Source organism: Roseburia yibonii (assembly GCF_014297335.1).
In the GTDB taxonomy this organism is placed as follows: Bacteria; Bacillota; Clostridia; order Lachnospirales; family Lachnospiraceae; genus Roseburia_D; species Roseburia_D yibonii.
In genome coordinates, this window is the sequence record NZ_JACOQH010000002.1 from 164,303 (window position 1) to 182,060 (window position 17,758).

A 17,758-nucleotide genomic window follows, 5' to 3' on the forward strand; every position below is an offset into this window, starting at 1 on the left:
AATAACAAAGAATATTTAGGAGGATAAAGAAAATGAGCAGTAACAATGAGTTATTAGAGGCGTTAAATATATTGGAGAAGGAAAAAAACATTTCGAAGGATACCCTGCTTGAGGCAATCGAGAATTCTCTGATCACCGCCTGCAAGAATCATTTTGGAAAATCAGACAATGTCAAGGTGAACATGAATCCGGAAACCTGTGAATATCATGTATTTCAGGAAAAAACCGTGGTAGAACAGGTAGAGGATCCTTGTACGGAGATCAGCCTTGCGAATGCGCGTATGGAAGATTCCAAGTATGAACTGGGCGATATCGTAAATGTGGAAGTAAAATCCAAGGAATTTGGCCGTATCGCGACACAGAACGCAAAGAATGTCATCTTACAGAAGATCCGCGAGGAAGAAAGAAAAGTGCTTTACAGCCAGTATTACAGTATGGAAAAAGACGTAGTGACCGGAATCGTACAGCGCTATGTCGGCAAGAACGTAAGTATCAACCTCGGAAAAGTGGATGCGATCCTGACAGAGAATGAGCAGGTAAAAGGTGAGGTATTCCAGCCGACAGAACGTATCAAGGTATATATCCTTGAAGTAAAGGCAACACCGAAGGGGCCGAAGATCCTGGTTTCCAGAACACATCCGGAATTGGTAAAACGTCTGTTTGAGTCCGAAGTTACAGAAGTAAAGGACGGCATTGTTGAGATCAAGAGTATCGCGAGAGAAGCCGGAAGCAGAACCAAGATCGCGGTATGGTCCAATGATCCGGATGTAGATCCGGTCGGAGCATGCGTCGGTATGAACGGAGCGCGTGTCAATGCGATCGTAAACGAGCTGCGCGGAGAAAAGATCGATATCATCAACTGGAACGAAAATCCGGCAATGCTTATTGAAAACGCGTTAAGCCCTGCAAAAGTTATCTCCGTTATTGCGGATGATGAAGAAAAGACAGCCAAGGTTGTCGTACCGGATTACCAGTTATCACTTGCGATCGGAAAAGAAGGTCAGAACGCTAGACTTGCGGCAAGACTTACCGGATTCAAGATCGATATCAAGAGTGAGACACAGGCAAGAGAATCCGGAGATTTCATGGACTATGTCAACGACTATGAAGACGAGGACTATGAAGAGGATTATGACGGCGAAGGCTACGAAGATGGAGAATATGCAGGCGAAGAAGAAAGCTATGACGAATAAAAAGATACCGATGCGCCAGTGTGTCGGCTGCGGTGAAATGAAAGAGAAACGGGAGCTGATCCGTGTCTTGAAAATCGCAGAAAATGAGATCGTATTAGATGAAACCGGAAAGAAAAACGGAAGAGGGGCTTATCTTTGCAGATCGGCGGAATGCTTTAAAAAAGCAAAAAAGAGCAAAGGGCTGGAACGTTCCTTAAAAACAGCGATCCCGGAAGAAATTTACGAAAAACTGCAGGAGGAGATGGAACGCATTGAAACCAGATAGAGTGTTGTCGATGCTTGGCATTGCCGAAAAGGCAGGCAGTGTGCAAAGCGGAGAGTTCTGTACGGAAAACGCGATAAAGAGTGGCAAAGCCGCGTTAGTCATTGTGGCACAGGACGCGTCGGATAATACCAAAAAGAAATTCGAGAACATGTGTGAATTCCGTCAGATCCCGTTTGCGGTGTATGGAACGAAAGAGGAACTTGGACATCACATAGGAAAGGAGTTTCGTGCTTCCCTGGCGGTGACAAATGAAGGAATTGCAGATACATTGCAAAAGCAGCTGGATATAAACTAACAACTGAATATGGAGGTAGAGTTAATATTGAGAGTACATGAATTGGCAAAAGAATTGAACTTGAAATCCCAGGAAATTATAGATGCGTTGAGCGGTACGGAACATGCAGTCAGCAGCCACAGCAGCAGTATTGATGAAGTGGCACAGCAGATTGTTCGGAATAAATTTAAAAATAAAGGAAAAACTATACAGGATATGAACGAAAAAACAGAAGAAAAGAAACAGGCAGTGCCTGCAGAAACAAAAACAGAGGGAAAGACGGAAGCGAAGACAGAAGCAAAGGCAAATGAGCGTCCAAAGAAGAAAGCGAGCATTTCAGCTGTGTTTAACCCGCAGAACAGCAAGCAGATGGGAACCAGAAGACAGCAGGGTTACCGCACACAGGGAACCGGTATGCAGCGAAACGGAAACGGACGTCCGCAGAATCCGAATGCGGCAGCAAGACCGCAGCAGAACGGAAAGCCGCAGGGTGCTCCGGCCGGGGAAACAGTAAAAAATGAAAACGCAAGACCTGCAGAAAATGTTCGCGAGAATACGCGTGATAATAATACACGCGACAACAATACACGCCAGGATGGAAACCGTGGCGGACGCTACAACAATAACCGCCCGCAGGGTGGCCGTAACGGCGAACAGAGAAATTACGGAGACCGTCAGCAGGGTGGACGCGGAGACAGAAATGGACGTCCGGATAACGGAAACCGTGGTGGCGCAAGACCGTATTCCAACAATCGTCCGGGTGGCGCAAATGACCGTGGCGGCAACGGAAACCGCAGAAACGGCCAGGATCGTCAGAGAGGCGAATACCGTGGAAAATTAGAGCAGGAGATTTCAAAATTCAATAAAGACGCGGTGAAGGCAGCACCGGAAGAACTTCGCAAGGAGAGCCGTGATACCAACCGCAGAGGAAATGCAAAGAAACAGGAACATGATAAGCTTGGTAAGAGACAGGAAAATTATGTAAACCTGGAGAAGCACAGCGGCCACAAGAAGAGAAACCAGCAGCCGCAGACACCGCAGCAGAAAGCGGCAGAGGAGGAGATCAAAACGATCACACTTCCGGAACATCTGACCATCAAAGAGCTTGCGGATAAGATGAAAGTGCAGGCATCCGTGATCGTGAAGAAGCTGTTCTTAAAAGGACAGATGGTTACGGTAAACCAGGATGTGGATTATGAGACAGCGGAAGAGATCGCGCTTGAATTCAACTGCATCTGCGAACCGGAAGAAAAGATCGATGTGATCGCAGAACTCTTAAAAGAGGACGAAGAGGATGAGAGCAAAATGGTTCCGCGTCCACCTGTTGTATGTGTTATGGGACACGTTGATCATGGTAAAACATCCCTTCTTGACGCGATCCGTTCAACCAAAGTGACAGACCGTGAGGCAGGCGGTATCACACAGCACATCGGTGCGTCTGTGGTAAGCTGCAACGGACAGACGATCACATTCCTGGATACACCGGGACATGAGGCATTTACCGCAATGCGTATGCGTGGCGCGAATTCCACAGATATCGCAATCCTTGTTGTCGCTGCGGATGACGGTGTTATGCCGCAGACCATCGAAGCGATCAACCATGCGAAAGCAGCGGGAATCGAGATCATTGTTGCGATCAACAAGATCGATAAGCCGAGCGCAAATATCGAGCGTGTAAAACAGGAGCTTTCAGAATACGAACTGATCCCGGAAGACTGGGGCGGAAGCACGATCTTTGTTCCGGTATCCGCACGCACCGGAGAAGGAATCGACCAGCTGCTTGAGATGATCCTTCTTACCGCTGAGGTATGCGAGTTAAAGGCAAATCCGAAGCGTAAGGCAAGAGGTGTTGTGATCGAGGCGAAACTGGATAAAGGAAGAGGTGCGGTAGCAACCGTACTGGTACAGAAAGGTACGTTGAAAGTCGGCGAACCGATCGCATGCGGAAGCGCGTACGGTAAAGTGCGTGCCATGGTAGATGACAAGGGAAGACGCGTAAAAGAGGCAGGACCTTCCACGCCGGTAGAGATCATCGGTTTAAACAATGTTCCGGCTGCGGGTGAAACATTCATCGCAATGGACAACGAAAAAGACGCGAGAAGCTTTGCAGAGACCTATGTATCTCAGGACAGAGAAAAACTGTTGGAAGAGACACGCTCCAGAATGTCGCTGGATGATCTGTTCTCACAGATCCAGTCCGGTAATGTCAAAGAGCTGGATATCATCGTAAAAGCGGATGTACAGGGTTCTGTGGAAGCAGTAAAACAGAGTCTTGTCAAACTTTCCAACGAGGAAGTTGTTGTAAAGATCATCCATGGTGGTGTCGGCGCGATCAACGAGTCGGATGTCATCCTGGCGTCTGCGTCTAACGCGATCATCATTGGTTTCAATGTCAGACCGGATCCGCAGGCGAAGGCAACCGCAGACCGTGAGGGCGTTGATGTAAGACTGTATAAGGTTATCTACAACGCGATCGAAGACGTTGCGGCAGCAATGAAGGGTATGTTAGATCCGATCTTTGAGGAAAAAGTGATCGGTCATGCCGAGATCCGTCAGCTGTTTAAGGCTTCCGGTGTCGGAACGATCGCTGGTTCCTATGTGCTGGACGGCCAGTTTGAACGTGGCTGCAAAGTGCGTATCAGCAGAGAGGGCGAGCAGATCTTTGAAGGTGATCTCGCATCCTTAAAGCGTTTTAAAGATGATGTGAAGGAAGTAAAAGCAGGCTATGAATGTGGTCTGGTATTTGAAGGATTTAATGAAATTCAGGAACTGGATCTGGTAGAAGCATATAAGATGGTCGAAGTTCCGAGATAGATTTGAGTAAAAAAAGGAGAAACCATGCGCAAGAACAGTATGAAAAATATGCGGATCAATGAGGAAGTGCATCGTGAACTGTCCAACATTATCCGCAGCGAGATCAAGGATCCGCGTATCAACCCGATGACCAGCGTTGTCGCGGTTGAAGTTGCGCCGGATCTAAAGAGCGCAAAAGCATACATCAGTGTCCTCGGGGATGAAAAATCCCAGAAGGATACGCTTGCCGGGCTTACCAGCGCGGAAGGATATATCCGCCGGGAACTGGCGAAGAGCGTTAATCTGCGAAATACACCGCAGATCCGCTTTATTATGGATCAGTCGATCGAATATGGTGTCAATATGTCCAAAATGATCGATGATGTATGCGAACAGGACGAGAGCAAAGCAAAGAGCAGAGAAGAATAAGAGGGAAGCTGATGGAGAATTTAAAATCCCAGTTAGAAGGGGTGGGAACCGTAGCGATCGCCGGTCATGTAAGACCGGATGGAGACTGCGTAGGCTCCTGCCTGGCTGTTTATAATTATATTAAAACATACGCTCCACAGATACAGGTGGATCTGTATTTACAGCCGATTCCGAATATTTTCAAATTTTTAAAAAATTCCGAAAAAATCAAAAGTGAATATCCGCAGATGCCGGCGTATGATCTTTTTATCATGCTGGATTGTGGAGATACTGCAAGACTCGGAGATGCTGCGGTATATTTTGAAGAGGCAAAAAAGACCGTATGTATCGACCATCATGTGAGCAATACGGGATTTGCGGATGAAAATTATATTTTCCCGAAAGCGAGTTCCGCCAGCGAACTGGTCTTTGAACTGATCGAGGAAGAAAAGATCACAAAAGAGATCGCAGAGTGCATTTATGTCGGGATCGTGCATGATACCGGAGTATTCCAGTATTCCTGCACATCCGCGAAAACAATGGCGATCGCCGGAAAGCTCATGGAAATGGGAATTGATTTTACCTCTATTGTAGATAAGACTTTTTATGAGAAGACCTACAATCAGAACCGGATCATGGGAAAAGCCCTGATGGACAGTACGCTGCATCTGGATGGGAAAGTGATCTTTACTGCGGTGACGGATGCGGATATGAAAGCATTTGATGTGCTGCCAAAGCATTTGGACGGCATTGTAAATCAGCTCCGCGTGACAAAGGATGTGGAGGTCGCTGTTTTTCTGTACGAGACAGAAGAACACGGCTATAAAGTCAGCATGCGTTCCCAAAGTGAGGTCGATGTTGCGAAGATCGCGATGAAATTCGGCGGCGGCGGACATATACGCGCGGCGGGAGTCACCATGTACGGCTCGATTTCGGAGATCCGTGACATTCTTCTTGCGGAAATAGAACAACAACTGGAACTTGGATCATGAAAAATGGAATCATAAATGTGAGGAAGGAAAAGGGTTTTACTTCCTTTGATGTAGTTGCAAAATTAAGAGGTATCCTCGGTCAGAAAAAGATCGGACATACCGGAACCTTAGATCCGGACGCAACCGGAGTCCTGCCGGTGTGCCTTGGCAAGGCGACAAAAGTCTGCGAGCTTTTGACCGACAAGGACAAGGAATATGAGGCGGTATTGCTGCTTGGAAAGAAAACAGATACACTGGATATTTCGGGAACTGTGCTTGAAGAAAAGGACGTGACTGTGACAGAGCAGGAAGTGCGCACGGTCATGCAGCGTTTTGTCGGTGAGATCGAACAGATTCCGCCCATGTATTCGGCATTGAAAGTGGACGGAAAAAAACTGTGTGATCTGGCAAGAGCAGGCGTTACGGTGGAGCGCAAGCCGAGAAAGCGGATGATCTATGAGATTACGATAAAAGAGATCGCGCTGCCGAGAGTGAGCTTTCGGGTTTCCTGCGCACGGGGAACTTATATAAGGACACTGTGTGAGGATATCGGAGAGGCACTTGGCTGTGGCGGCTGTGTGGAATCCCTGGTGCGCACGCGGGTGGCGGACTTTACGCTGGAGCAGTCCTTTACGCTTTCGCAGATCGAGCAGATGGCAAAGGACGGGACGATAGATTCCGCAATCCGGCCGATAGATTCGATATTTGCGCAGTATCCGGCAGTCACGGCAAAGCCGGAGTATGAAAAAATGCTCTACAACGGAAACCGTATGGCGCTTTCGTGTTTTTCGGATTACCGCGCAGACGGTTCCGCTGAACCGGTCCGGGTATACGACTGGAACGGAGCGTTTATCGGAATTTACCGTATCGATGATGCCGGACTTACTTTAAAGCCGGTGAAAATTTTTATGGAATAGGACAGAAGTATGGAGTACATAAAAGGCAGACTTGATTTTCATGTGGCAGAGCCGACGGTACTGTCCATTGGAAAATTTGACGGACTGCACCGTGGACATGAACTGCTCATGGATTATGTCTTTCAAAAGAAAAAAGAAGGGATGAAGGCGGTCATTTTTACATTTGATGTACCGCCGAAAAAATCTTTGGAACAGGACGCGGCACGGGTGCTTACGACCAACGAGGAAAAAATGCATCTCTTTGAGCAGATCGGTATCGATTATCTGATCGAGTGCCCGTTTACCGAAGAAATCATGCATATGCCGGCGGAAGAATTCCTAAAAAAAATTGTGGAGCAGCTTTCGATCCGCTGTATCGTTGCCGGTACAGACTGCAGCTTCGGATACCAACGGCGCGGAGATTACCGTATGTTACAAAAATATGCGCCGGAGTATCATTACGAGGCACAGATCGTGGACAAGATGCAGTATGAGGGGCGCGATATCAGCAGTACGTTTATCCGTGAAGAGATTGCCGCCGGAAATATGGAAAAGGCAGAGCTTTTGCTTGGATATGCCTATTTCGTACAGGGAACGGTCGTACACGGAAACCAGATCGGCAGAACGATCGGGATTCCGACGATCAATCTGCTGCCGCCGCAGGAAAAACTGCTGCCGCCGTTTGGCGTATATGCCGCGCGGGTTGAGATCGATGGAAAGCGGTACAACGGGATCACCAATATCGGATGCAAGCCAACGATCGCCGGAGACAATCCGGTTGGTGTGGAGACCAACCTGTTTGATTTTTATGGGGATCTTTATGGAAAACACGCAAAGGTCAGCCTGCTCAAATGGGTGCGTGAGGAACAGAAATTTCAGAACGTTTCGGAATTAAAAGTGCAGATGGAAAAAGACATTGCTTTCTGCCGGTCGTTTCTGGGTGATTCGGCGGCTTCTGAATAATTGTTACATAAATGTTACAAAAATATGTTGACGGTGTTAAAAAAGATTGCTATACTTTTAAATTAGTAAAGTAAAATGAAAATAGCGTAATGTTTTACAGGAGGCTTTTATTCATGAAAAAAAGATTTGCAAGAGTGATAGCAATCGGATGTGCAGGTTCCATTTTTTTTATGTCTGGAACCATGTCGGCAGGAGCCGCACCGGTAACAGGATTGAATGCCGGGATCTGCGCACAGCTTTCGACATATATGGAAGAGGATGAGGTGAACGTCACAAAGTCCGGGATCGATACGGTTACATCAGCAGATGTGCGTGCGTTGCCGGCTATGGCGGCACAGGCGGAAGCCGCAGGCGGAGAGACGGATGCGGCAGATGCAGTGACGGATGAAGCGGAACAGACACAGACAGCGGAGGCTTCTGAGGATACAGCAGAACAGGCAGAGGCAGCGGCAGCGGCCGATCCGGTCTGTGGATATACCAATCTTGGTATCGCGAATGTAGACTCTACCTTAAATGTCAGAGCATCTGCGGATGAATCTTCCGACATCGTCGGAAAGATGCCAAAGGACGCCGGATGTGAGATCTTACAGGTTGAGGGCGAGTGGTATCAGATCCAGTCCGGAGATGTAAACGGTTATGTCAAGGGTGAATACCTGATGACCGGAGACGCGGCAAAGGCGAGAGCGGCCGAGGTCATGTCCACCGTGGCAACGGTTACAACAGAGACGCTTTACGTCAGAGAACAGCCGAATACCGAGTGTACGATCCTTTCCCTGATGCCGATGGGGGAGGAACTTGAGGTCTTGGAAGATCTCGGGGACTGGGTAAAGGTCGACATGGACGGAGATGAGGGATACGTCAGCAAAGAATATGTATCTATTTCATCAGAATTGCAGAAAGCAATGACCATGACGGAGGTAAAATACGGACAGGGTGTTTCCGATGTCCGGGTATCACTGGTTTCATACGCGACACAGTTTGTCGGTAATCCGTATGTCTGGGGTGGGACAAGCCTTACAAACGGAGCGGACTGCTCGGGCTTTGTTCTGTCTGTCTATGCGAAATACGGAATCTCACTTCCGCACCATGCGGCTTCACAGGCGGGATGCGGAACGAAGATCAGTGCTTCGGAGGCACAGCCGGGAGATCTTTTCTTCTACGGCAATGGCAGAGGCATCAATCATGTCGGTATCTATATCGGAAACGGTCAGGTCGTACATGCCAGCTCACCGAAGACCGGAATCAAGATCTCTAATGCAAGTTACCGGAATCCGGTGTGTGTTGTGCGCATTTTAAATTAGGATCCGATAAAATTTTTGTTTACAACGAAATATAACTATGTTACAATAATTTGGCATGAGTTTACAGCCCATATTCGGTAGATGGACACTCCGACCTTTTACTGAGTATCATGCGTAAGACGGGCGATCAAATCATAAGGAGGACTAACACATGTTAGCAAAAGAAAAGAAACAGGCTATTATTGCTGAATACGGAAGAACACCTGGAGATACCGGATCACCGGAAGTACAGGTAGCGCTTTTAACAGCCAGAATCAATGAGCTTACCGAGCATTTAAAAGAGAACCAGAAGGATCATCATTCCAGAAGAGGTCTTTTAAAGATGGTAGGTCAGAGACGTGGTTTACTGGCATACTTAAAGAAAACCGATATTGAAAGATATCGTTCTTTAATTGAACGTTTAGGTCTGAGAAAATAATAGACCGGTAGATAGGGCGGAGTTTTTCCGCCCTGTTTTCGTTTTGATAATATAGGAGAGATCCTTTATTATATACGGCAGAAGTACAGTTCCGAGACCACTGAACAGTGTATGAACGTCATGGGTTGTTCAGTAGTTTCGGTTACTTCTGTCAGAATAAAACAGACAGAACAGGCGAAAAGGAGAAAAGATATGTTTAAGAGTTTTTCTATGGAACTTGCAGGCAGAACCCTTACGGTAGAGATCGGAAAGGTCTGCGCACAGGCGAACGGAGCGGCTTTTATGCGCTATGGTGATACCACAGTGTTATCTACCGCTACCGCATCGGAGAAACCGAGAGAGGGAATCGACTTTTTCCCGCTCAGCGTGGAATTTGAAGAAAAAATGTATGCAGTTGGAAAGATCCCGGGTGGATTCAATAAGAGAGAGGGAAAGGCATCCGAAAATGCAGTGCTTACTTCCCGTGTTATTGACCGTCCGATGCGTCCGCTTTTCCCGAAGGATTACCGCAATGATGTCACATTAAATAATATGGTCATGTCCGTAGATCCGGAATGCCGTCCGGAGATCGTTGCCATGCTTGGCGCTGCGATCGCGACGACGATTTCCGATATCCCGTTTGACGGTCCGTGCGCAATGACACAGATGGGTATGATCGATGGAGAATTTATCGTAAATCCGTCCCAGAAACAGTGGGATGAAGGCGATTTGAAACTGACCGTTGCATCTACTTCCCAGAAGGTCATTATGATCGAGGCGGGAGCAAATGAGATCCCGGAAGATAAGATGATCGAGGCAATCTACAAATGCCATGAAGTAAACCAGACACTGATCGCATTTATCAACCAGATCGTTGCGGAAGTCGGAAAGCCGAAGCATGAATATACTTCCTGCGCGATTCCGGAAGAAATGTTCGCGGTGATCAAGGAACTGGTTCCGCCGGAAGAGATGGAAGAAGCGGTATTTACCGATGAAAAACAGGTAAGAGAAGAAAATATCAATAAGATCACAGAACGTCTGGAAGAGGCATTCGCGGAGAACGAGGAGTGGCTTGCGATCCTTGGCGAGGCAATCTATCAGTATGAGAAAAAGACCGTGCGCAAGATGATCTTAAAGGATCACAAACGCCCGGATGGACGTGCGATCAATGAAATCCGCCCGCTGTCCGCAGAAGTGGATCTGATCCCGAGAGTACACGGTTCCGCAATGTTCAAGCGCGGACAGACGCAGATCTGTGACGTTGTTACGCTTGCTCCGCTTTCTGAAGTACAGAAAATCGACGGACTGGATGAAAATATCACAGAGAAACGTTATATGCATCAGTACAACTTCCCGTCATATTCCGTTGGTGAGACCAAGGTTTCCAGAGGACCGGGAAGACGTGAGATCGGTCATGGTGCGCTCGCAGAACGTGCGCTGATCCCGGTACTTCCGAGTGTGGACGAGTTCCCGTATGCGATCCGTGCGGTTTCCGAGACCTTCGAATCCAACGGTTCTACTTCCATGGCTTCCACCTGTGCGTCCTGTATGTCACTGATGGCAGCCGGTGTACCGATCAAGAAAATGGTAGCCGGAATTTCCTGCGGTCTTGTGACCGGAGAAACCGATGACGATTATCTGGTACTCACCGATATCCAGGGACTGGAAGACTTCTTCGGTGATATGGACTTTAAGGTAACCGGAACACATGACGGTATCACAGCGATCCAGATGGATATCAAGATCCACGGACTGACCAGACCGATCGTAGAGGAAGCGATCCGCAGAACCAGAGAGGCAAGACTTTACATCATGGATGAGGTTATGTCCAAGGCGATCGCAGAGCCGAGAAAAGAAGTAAACGTGTACGCACCGAAGATCGAGCAGATCGTGATCGATCCGTCCAAGATCGGTGATGTAGTCGGACAGAAAGGAAAGACCATCAACGAGATCATTGACCGTACCGGTGTCAAGATCGATATCAATGATGACGGTGCTGTTTCTATCTGTGGTACGGACAAGGCAAAGATCGAAGAAGCCATCGATATGGTGAAGATCATCACGACAGACTTTGAAGAAGGACAGATCCTTACCGGAAAAGTCGTAAGCATCAAAGAATTCGGCGCATTCCTGGAGTTCGCGCCGGGAAAAGAAGGTATGGTTCATATTTCCAAGATTGCGAAAGAAAGAATCAACCATGTAGAAGATGTCCTCACACTGGGCGATGTAGTTACCGTTATCTGCCTTGGAAAAGACAAGATGGGAAGAATCAGCTTTTCTATCAAGGATGTACCGGCAGATGCAGGAAAGAGTGCAAACGCTTAATCAATAAAAAGAATAAGGGATGCTGTCTTTATAAAAGGCGGCATCCTTTTTTGATTTTACCGGGTTTGGTGACGGTATCTTTTCCATGCGCATAAAATAAAAGTAAAGGCAGTGACGGGAAAGGCTACAAGATGGATCGGACAGTGAGGGAAATCCATGCGGATTTTGCACACAGAGCCGGGTATATCGGCTCCGGCGTTGGTGTGGCGGTCATGGATACCGGAATTATAAAACACAAGGATTTTGATCACAGAATTTTGGTGTTCCGCGATTTTTGCGAGCAGAAACAATACCCCTATGACGATAACGGGCATGGAACGCACGTCTCCGGGATCATCGGTGGAAACGGGAGCGCAAGCCGTGGGAGATACCGTGGAATTGCACCGGGATGCAATCTTATCGTGTTAAAAGCGCTCGACCGCTATGGAAACGGAAATACGAAAGAGGTTCTGGAAGCGACCGAATGGATGATCGAGAATAAGGAGCGTTATAACATCCGGATTTTAAATATCTCGGTGGGTATGCTTCCGAGCGCGAAAAAAGAAGAAAAGGAACGGCTGATCGCGGCAATGGAGCGGGCATGGAACCATGGGATCGTGGTGGTCGCGGCGGCTGGCAACAACGGCCCGGATGCCGGCAGTGTCACCATACCGGGCATTTTAAAAACGATCATTACCGTGGGAAGCTCGGATGATGAGGGGCTTCCGGCAAAACAGCATGGTCTGATGCCCGGTTACAGCGGGAGAGGACCGACGGATCAGTGTATTGTAAAACCGGAGATCCTCGCGCCGGGAACCAATATCATCAGCTGCTCCGCAGGGGGAAAGCTTTATGAGATGAAGAGCGGAACATCCATGGCAACCCCGGTTGTCACCGGCGCGATCGCAGTGCTTTTATCCGCGCATCCCAGACTCCGACCGGCAGAAGTCAAACTGATCCTGCACGATTCGGCGGTGCCAACGGCGCTTAAGGGGAAGAAAAAAGCGTGGGGAAAACTGGATGTTGCGCGTATGCTCTTAAAAAGCCGTCCTTTTTCCTAAAGGTAGAACGCTAAAACTTCGGAAAAATAGTCCAAAAACGTTGCTTCTTTCACAGAATCGCGGTATAAGATCCGAACAGAGCCGATCTCGGTTCCGTTTTGTCTGTAAATGGCTTTTCCGGCAACGTCACCCGCTTTTATGGGGGCAGAGACTTCTTCTGGAAGTTTTATCTCCTTGGTGATATCGGAAAGATCTGCGCCGGTGGTATCCACATACCGGAACGGCCCCTCATAGACGAGCGCGACGGAACGCTCGGTACCGCGTTTTACCGGCAGTGCTTCCGGAGATTTTTCCTGCGGGTCTGTGTAAAGCTGGCATTTGGAAAATCCGTAATTTAAAAGAGCGGTGGCATCTGCAAAACGTCCTTTCGGATCCGGGGCAGCCATGATGACTGCAATCAGTTCGATGTCATCCTTTTTTGCGGTTGCGGAAACGCAGAATTTTGCAAGTCCGGTGGAACCGGTCTTTAAACCGGTGGCATATTCGTACTGGCGGATCAGCTTATTGGTATTGGAAAGACCAAATTCCGAACTTCCGCGCCTGGTCACGTGTGTGATATTATCCATCCAGATTGTACAGTAATCGTGGATCTGCGGGTATTTTGTGATGAGTTCCCTTGACATCAGAGCGACATCATGCGCAGTGGTCATATGTCCGTCCGTGTCCAGACCGCAGCAATTAATAAAATTGGTGTCGTTCATCCCGAGTCCCTTGGCGCGTTCGTTCATGCGGGCGACAAATTCATCCTCGCTTCCTGCGATATGTTCCGCCATGGCAACGCAGGCATCGTTTGCGCTTGCAACGCTGATGCATTTGAGCATGGTGTCTACGGTCTGGGTTTCCCCCGGTTCTAAAAAGACCTGAGATCCGCCCATACTGGCGGCATGTTCGGATACCGTCACCGTATCATCCGGCTGGATGGAGCCGGAGGAGAGCGCGTCGAAGATTAAGATCATGGTCATGATCTTGGTGATGCTTGCCGGGTGCAGACTGGTATTGGCGTCCTTTTCGTAGAGGATGGTTCCGGTCGAGGCTTCCATCAAAATGGCAGAGGGCGCAGAAAGACCGAGTGTGTCCGTGTCTGCCGGAGGCGGGGCGGCGGAAGAAAGACTTCCGGAAAACAGTGATATGCTTAAGAGAAATGGCAAAAACAATTTCATAAGAATTCCCTTTCGGTGCGGTTTTTCTGTGAAGCTTTAGTTCATTTTAAGACGGCAGCCTGTCAGATATTCACTTTTTACTGTAAATCATGGAAAAAACATGATAGGATGGAAGAAGTGAAAAGAAAAAGGGGATTTTTATGAAGCTTATGATCATAATCCTGTGTCTGCTTTTGTGTTATCTGATCTGGCAGTATCAGGAACTGAAAAAATTTGAAGTGACGGAATATGAACTTCACAGTAAAAAAGTGACGGAAGAACTGCGGATCGTTATGATCTCGGATCTGCACGCGCATGTGTATGGAAAGGATAATGAGCCTCTTTTTTCGGCGGTGAGAGAAAAAAAGCCGGATCTTATCCTGATACCGGGCGATATGATCGTCGGGAAAAAGCCGGCGTCTTACGAAACTGCGTACCGCGCGTTTGAGGGGCTGGTGCCGGTCGCACCGGTATATTTCTCCAATGGAAACCATGAGAGCAAGCCGGCAAGAAAGAATCTTCCGTATAGCCCGGACTTTTTTGCGTATGAAAAAAAAGTAAAAAAACTCGGGGTGCATATCCTAAACAACGCATCCGAAACTGTCCGGCACGGGGCGGATGAAATAAATATTTACGGGGCGGAAATCGATATGGCGTGTTACGCGAAGGGGAAAAAAGTCCCGTTAGCGGACTCCTTTCTTGAGGAGCATCTTGGAAAAGCGGGAGACAGTTATAATATTCTGCTTGCCCATAACCCGGCGCACAGTCCAAAGTATGCGGCATGGGGAGCGGATCTTTCGCTGTGCGGGCATAATCACGGAGGTCTGGTGCGGATACCGGGGATCGGCAGCCTGATCTCGCCGCAGTTTGTGCTTTTCCCGAAATATGATGCCGGGAGATTTTCCTTCGGCCAAAGAGAGGTCATTATCGGAAGGGGACTTGGCACCCATACATTTCATATCCGCATCTTTAACCGTGCAGAACTGGTGTTTATCCGCGTGCTGCCGGAAAAATAACTTGCCATTTTTTTTTCGAACAGTTAAAATATACAAAGTGTCTGTGGAGGAAAAAATGGGAATATCTGTAAAACTTGAGGTGTTTGAGGGACCACTGGATCTGCTTTTGCACCTGCTTGAAAAAAATAAAGTAAATATTTATGACATTCCGATCGTTGAGATCACAAACCAGTACATGGAATATATGCGGGAAATGCAGCGGCGGGATCTCAATATTATGAGTGAATTTTTAGTCATGGCGGCGACGCTTTTGGATATCAAATCCAGGATGCTGCTCCCGAAACGGGCGTCGGATGAAGAAGAGGAACCGGAAGATCCGCGTGCGGAACTGGTACAGCAGCTTCTGGAATACAAAATGTTTAAATGCATTTCCTATGAATTAAAAGACCGGCAGATGGATGCGGGACGGACGATGTTTAAAAAGCCGACGATCCCGGATGAGGTGGCGGCATACGAAGAACCGGTCGATCTGGCAGAGCTGATCGGTGATATGACTTTAAAAAAATTAAACGCGATCTTTCAGTCGGTCATGGCAAAGCAGGAGAATAAGATCGATCCGATCCGGTCAAAGTTTGGAAAGATCGAGAAAGAGGAGATCTCCCTGAACGACAAAATGGAGTATCTCGAAGCATATGCGGCGGAACATAAAAGATTTGGCTTTGAAAGTCTTTTGGAAAAACAGGGCAGCAAGATGGAGGTCATCGTCACATTTCTTGCGATCCTGGAACTGATGAAAACCGGAAAGATCACGATCTATCAGGAAAAAACGTTTGATACGATCTTGATCGAATCCAAAGTCGCGGCGTAAAAATGGAGTTTGAAAAATGGAAGAAAAAAAACAAGAGGCAATCATAGAGGCAATTCTCTTTACGGTGGGGGAATCGGTAGAATTGGAAAAACTTGCCGCAGTGTTGGAATTAGACAAAGAAAAAACCAAAACGCTCGTGGAGCATCTGCGGAAACGGTATGAATCAGATACCTGCGGGATGAAGATTATCGAACTGGATGGCGCGTACCAGATGTGTACCAAAGCGGAATATTATGAATATCTGATCAAGATCGCGAAACAGCCGAAAAAGCGGGTGCTTACAGACGTGCTTTTGGAAACGCTTTCGATCATTGCTTATAAGCAGCCGATCACCAAAGCGGAAGTGGAAAAGATCCGTGGCGTGTCCTCTGATCACGCGGTCAACAAGTTGGTGGAATACAATCTGGTCTGTGAACTCGGACGGCTCGACGCACCGGGCAGACCGATGCTCTTTGGCACAACAGAAGAATTTTTGCGCAGTTTTGGCGTGGAATCGGTCGATGAGCTTCCAGTATTAAATGAAGATCAGGTGGAAGAGTTTAAACATCAGGCAGAAGAGGAAATGCAGTTAAAACTTGGAATATAATACCGCAAAATAAAATAGGATACAGAGAATATATCTGGTTTGCGGATGGAATATGAAACGAAAAAAAAGGAAACATCTGATCTTTTGTCTGTGTTTAATGATTGCGGCTGCGCCGGTTGCGGGCATGGTATGTCCGGCAGTCTGTGCCGCGCAGAGTGAAGAAACAGGAAAAAATAAAAATGAGCCAGGCTCTTTGTACGCCCTGTCGGCATGTCTTGTGGATGCCGATTCCGGGCGTATTTTATTTGAAAAAGAAGGAGATGTGCGCCGCGCGAATGCAAGCACGACCAAGATACTGACGCTGATCGTGACGCTCGAAAATGCGGATCTGGATGAGACGGTCACCGTTTCGGAGTACGCGGCGAGACAGCCGGATGTGCAGTTAAATATATGTACCGGTGAGGAGTACCGGCTCCGGGATCTCTGCTATTCGCTCATGCTGGAATCGCATAACGATTCCGCAGTTGCGATCGCCGAACATGTTGGCGGAAGCGTGGAGGGATTTGCAAAGCTCATGAACGAGAAAGCGGCACAGATCGGATGCACCAATTCACATTTCGTGACGCCAAACGGACTGGATGCGGAGGACGGGGAAGGATTCCACGGGACAACGGCGGAGGATCTTGCGCATATCCTGTGTTACTGTATCGAAAAATCTGAAAAAAAGGACGCTTTTTTGGAGATCACGGGAACACCGACCTACAGTTTTACGGATCTTTCCGGCAAACGGAGCTTTACCTGCAACAATCACAATGTGTTTTTGAATATGATGGAGGGGGCGCTGACCGGAAAAACCGGATTTACCGGAGATGCCGGGTACTGTTATGTCGGCGCGGTAAAGCAGGATGATCGGACCTTTGTCGCGGCGCTCCTCGGCTGTGGATGGCCCAATAACAAAACTTACAAGTGGTCGGATATGAAAAAGCTGATGGAATTCGCGTTTTCCAATTATCACTATATGGACATCGCGGAGCCGGATGTCAGACTGGAAACCGTGTGTGTGAAAAACGGCGCGGATCCTTCTTTTCAGCTAAAACCGGATATGGAACTTCAGGCGCTCATGGAAAGCCGGCCGGTATGTGTGTTAAAGGCGGACTGGGAAAAAACAGAGGTCATTTATGATTATCCGCGCAGCTTAAATGCGCCGGTACAGAAAGGAGAGATCCTCGGGCAGGCGGAATATTATCTGGAGGGGGAATGCGTGGATGAAATTCCGGTCACGGCCGGAAAAACAGTGGAAAGCCGTGATTTTTTGTGGTTTTTCACCTTTGTATGGAAACGCTATAGGCTCTGACACCTAGTGAAAAAATTAACAATGCTATTGAAAAAAGGTAGTAAATAGAATACAATTATTTATGGAAAGTTTTATATTTTCAAAAATAG

Annotated in this window: 17 protein-coding genes; 16 read left to right on the forward strand and 1 reads right to left on the reverse strand. The window is 47.8% G+C overall.

Annotated features, from left to right (window positions below; all coding sequences use genetic code 11):
* Positions 1-32: 32 nt before the first annotated feature.
* The 12 genes from nusA (at position 33) to H8Z76_RS03610 (ending at position 12,826) form a co-directional block, all read left to right on the forward strand.
* Positions 33-1,193 (forward strand): transcription termination factor NusA, encoded by a 1,161-nt coding sequence (nusA, locus tag H8Z76_RS03555; RefSeq protein WP_022516064.1) that lies wholly within the window; start codon positions 33-35, stop codon positions 1,191-1,193.
* Positions 1,183-1,458, forward strand: coding sequence for an RNase P modulator RnpM (rnpM, locus tag H8Z76_RS03560; protein WP_147618190.1), 276 nt, complete (start codon positions 1,183-1,185; stop codon positions 1,456-1,458). The genes nusA and rnpM overlap by 11 nt, the downstream gene beginning before the upstream one ends.
* The gene (locus H8Z76_RS03565; protein WP_186981689.1) at positions 1,445-1,753 is read left to right on the forward strand and encodes a L7Ae/L30e/S12e/Gadd45 family ribosomal protein; all 309 of its coding nucleotides are present in this window, start codon (positions 1,445-1,447) and stop codon (positions 1,751-1,753) included. The genes rnpM and H8Z76_RS03565 overlap by 14 nt, the downstream gene beginning before the upstream one ends.
* 9 nt (positions 1,754-1,762) lie before the next feature.
* Positions 1,763-4,546, forward strand: a complete 2,784-nt coding sequence (infB, locus tag H8Z76_RS03570; RefSeq protein ID WP_186981690.1) for a translation initiation factor IF-2 — start codon at positions 1,763-1,765, stop codon at positions 4,544-4,546.
* 24 nt (positions 4,547-4,570) lie between these two features.
* Positions 4,571-4,954, forward strand: a complete 384-nt coding sequence (gene rbfA / locus H8Z76_RS03575; RefSeq protein ID WP_022516059.1) for a 30S ribosome-binding factor RbfA — start codon at positions 4,571-4,573, stop codon at positions 4,952-4,954.
* An 11-nt stretch (positions 4,955-4,965) separates the two neighbouring features.
* Positions 4,966-5,925: a DHH family phosphoesterase gene (locus H8Z76_RS03580; protein WP_186981691.1), complete on the forward strand. Its 960-nt coding sequence runs from the start codon at positions 4,966-4,968 to the stop codon at positions 5,923-5,925.
* The gene (gene truB, locus H8Z76_RS03585; RefSeq protein WP_186981692.1) at positions 5,922-6,821 is read left to right on the forward strand and encodes a tRNA pseudouridine(55) synthase TruB; all 900 of its coding nucleotides are present in this window, start codon (positions 5,922-5,924) and stop codon (positions 6,819-6,821) included. The genes H8Z76_RS03580 and truB overlap by 4 nt, the downstream gene beginning before the upstream one ends.
* Positions 6,822-6,830: 9 nt before the next feature.
* Entirely contained in the window at positions 6,831-7,763 is a 933-nt protein-coding gene (locus tag H8Z76_RS03590; RefSeq protein ID WP_186981693.1) for a bifunctional riboflavin kinase/FAD synthetase, read from the forward strand.
* 113 nt (positions 7,764-7,876) lie between these two features.
* Positions 7,877-9,064 (forward strand): C40 family peptidase, encoded by a 1,188-nt coding sequence (locus H8Z76_RS03595; protein ID WP_243240411.1) that lies wholly within the window; start codon positions 7,877-7,879, stop codon positions 9,062-9,064.
* A 151-nt stretch (positions 9,065-9,215) separates the two neighbouring features.
* Positions 9,216-9,482, forward strand: a complete 267-nt coding sequence (gene rpsO / locus H8Z76_RS03600) for a 30S ribosomal protein S15 (protein WP_022516495.1) — start codon at positions 9,216-9,218, stop codon at positions 9,480-9,482.
* Positions 9,483-9,674: 192 nt separating this feature from the next.
* Positions 9,675-11,786, forward strand: a complete 2,112-nt coding sequence (locus H8Z76_RS03605; protein ID WP_186981694.1) for a polyribonucleotide nucleotidyltransferase — start codon at positions 9,675-9,677, stop codon at positions 11,784-11,786.
* A 131-nt stretch (positions 11,787-11,917) separates the two neighbouring features.
* A complete protein-coding gene (locus H8Z76_RS03610) occupies positions 11,918-12,826 on the forward strand; it encodes a S8 family peptidase (RefSeq protein WP_147618109.1) in 909 nt (302 codons plus the stop codon).
* Here the strand turns inward: H8Z76_RS03610 and H8Z76_RS03615 are convergent.
* A complete protein-coding gene (locus H8Z76_RS03615) occupies positions 12,823-13,986 on the reverse strand; it encodes a D-alanyl-D-alanine carboxypeptidase family protein (protein WP_186981695.1) in 1,164 nt (387 codons plus the stop codon). The genes H8Z76_RS03610 and H8Z76_RS03615 overlap by 4 nt on opposite strands.
* Positions 13,987-14,126: 140 nt before the next feature.
* On the opposite strand from H8Z76_RS03615, the gene H8Z76_RS03620 reads away from it, so the two are divergent.
* Genes H8Z76_RS03620 through H8Z76_RS03635 form a run of 4 tightly spaced genes read left to right on the forward strand, consistent with a single transcriptional unit; the run spans position 14,127 to position 17,669 of the window.
* Positions 14,127-14,981 carry a metallophosphoesterase gene (locus tag H8Z76_RS03620; protein ID WP_186981696.1) on the forward strand — a complete coding sequence of 285 codons (855 nt, stop codon included), beginning with the start codon at positions 14,127-14,129 and terminating at the stop codon, positions 14,979-14,981.
* A 55-nt stretch (positions 14,982-15,036) separates the two neighbouring features.
* Positions 15,037-15,789 carry a segregation and condensation protein A gene (locus tag H8Z76_RS03625; protein ID WP_022516246.1) on the forward strand — a complete coding sequence of 251 codons (753 nt, stop codon included), beginning with the start codon at positions 15,037-15,039 and terminating at the stop codon, positions 15,787-15,789.
* A 16-nt stretch (positions 15,790-15,805) separates the two neighbouring features.
* Complete coding sequence (gene scpB, locus H8Z76_RS03630) at positions 15,806-16,375, forward strand: SMC-Scp complex subunit ScpB (protein ID WP_022516245.1); 570 nt, start codon at positions 15,806-15,808, stop codon at positions 16,373-16,375.
* 52 nt (positions 16,376-16,427) lie between these two features.
* Entirely contained in the window at positions 16,428-17,669 is a 1,242-nt protein-coding gene (locus tag H8Z76_RS03635; protein ID WP_243240412.1) for a D-alanyl-D-alanine carboxypeptidase family protein, read from the forward strand.
* The last annotated feature ends 89 nt before the right edge of the window (positions 17,670-17,758 follow it).

Excerpts from the sequence above, each read along its gene's own strand:
- H8Z76_RS03635 (WP_243240412.1), top strand. The coding sequence starts at position 16,428 with ATGAAACGAAAAAAAAGGAAACATCTGATCTTTTGTCTGTGTTTAATG.
- H8Z76_RS03615 (WP_186981695.1), bottom strand. The coding sequence starts at position 13,986 with ATGAAATTGTTTTTGCCATTTCTCTTAAGCATATCACTGTTTTCCGGA.
- H8Z76_RS03605 (WP_186981694.1), top strand. The coding sequence starts at position 9,675 with ATGTTTAAGAGTTTTTCTATGGAACTTGCAGGCAGAACCCTTACGGTA.
- nusA (WP_022516064.1), top strand. The coding sequence starts at position 33 with ATGAGCAGTAACAATGAGTTATTAGAGGCGTTAAATATATTGGAGAAG.
- rbfA (WP_022516059.1), top strand. The coding sequence starts at position 4,571 with ATGCGCAAGAACAGTATGAAAAATATGCGGATCAATGAGGAAGTGCAT.
- truB (WP_186981692.1), top strand. The coding sequence starts at position 5,922 with ATGAAAAATGGAATCATAAATGTGAGGAAGGAAAAGGGTTTTACTTCC.
- H8Z76_RS03580 (WP_186981691.1), top strand. The coding sequence starts at position 4,966 with ATGGAGAATTTAAAATCCCAGTTAGAAGGGGTGGGAACCGTAGCGATC.
- H8Z76_RS03620 (WP_186981696.1), top strand. The coding sequence starts at position 14,127 with ATGAAGCTTATGATCATAATCCTGTGTCTGCTTTTGTGTTATCTGATC.
- scpB (WP_022516245.1), top strand. The coding sequence starts at position 15,806 with ATGGAAGAAAAAAAACAAGAGGCAATCATAGAGGCAATTCTCTTTACG.
- H8Z76_RS03625 (WP_022516246.1), top strand. The coding sequence starts at position 15,037 with ATGGGAATATCTGTAAAACTTGAGGTGTTTGAGGGACCACTGGATCTG.
- H8Z76_RS03590 (WP_186981693.1), top strand. The coding sequence starts at position 6,831 with ATGGAGTACATAAAAGGCAGACTTGATTTTCATGTGGCAGAGCCGACG.
- rnpM (WP_147618190.1), top strand. The coding sequence starts at position 1,183 with ATGACGAATAAAAAGATACCGATGCGCCAGTGTGTCGGCTGCGGTGAA.
- infB (WP_186981690.1), top strand. The coding sequence starts at position 1,763 with ATGGAGGTAGAGTTAATATTGAGAGTACATGAATTGGCAAAAGAATTG.
- H8Z76_RS03595 (WP_243240411.1), top strand. The coding sequence starts at position 7,877 with ATGAAAAAAAGATTTGCAAGAGTGATAGCAATCGGATGTGCAGGTTCC.
- rpsO (WP_022516495.1), top strand. The coding sequence starts at position 9,216 with ATGTTAGCAAAAGAAAAGAAACAGGCTATTATTGCTGAATACGGAAGA.
- H8Z76_RS03610 (WP_147618109.1), top strand. The coding sequence starts at position 11,918 with ATGGATCGGACAGTGAGGGAAATCCATGCGGATTTTGCACACAGAGCC.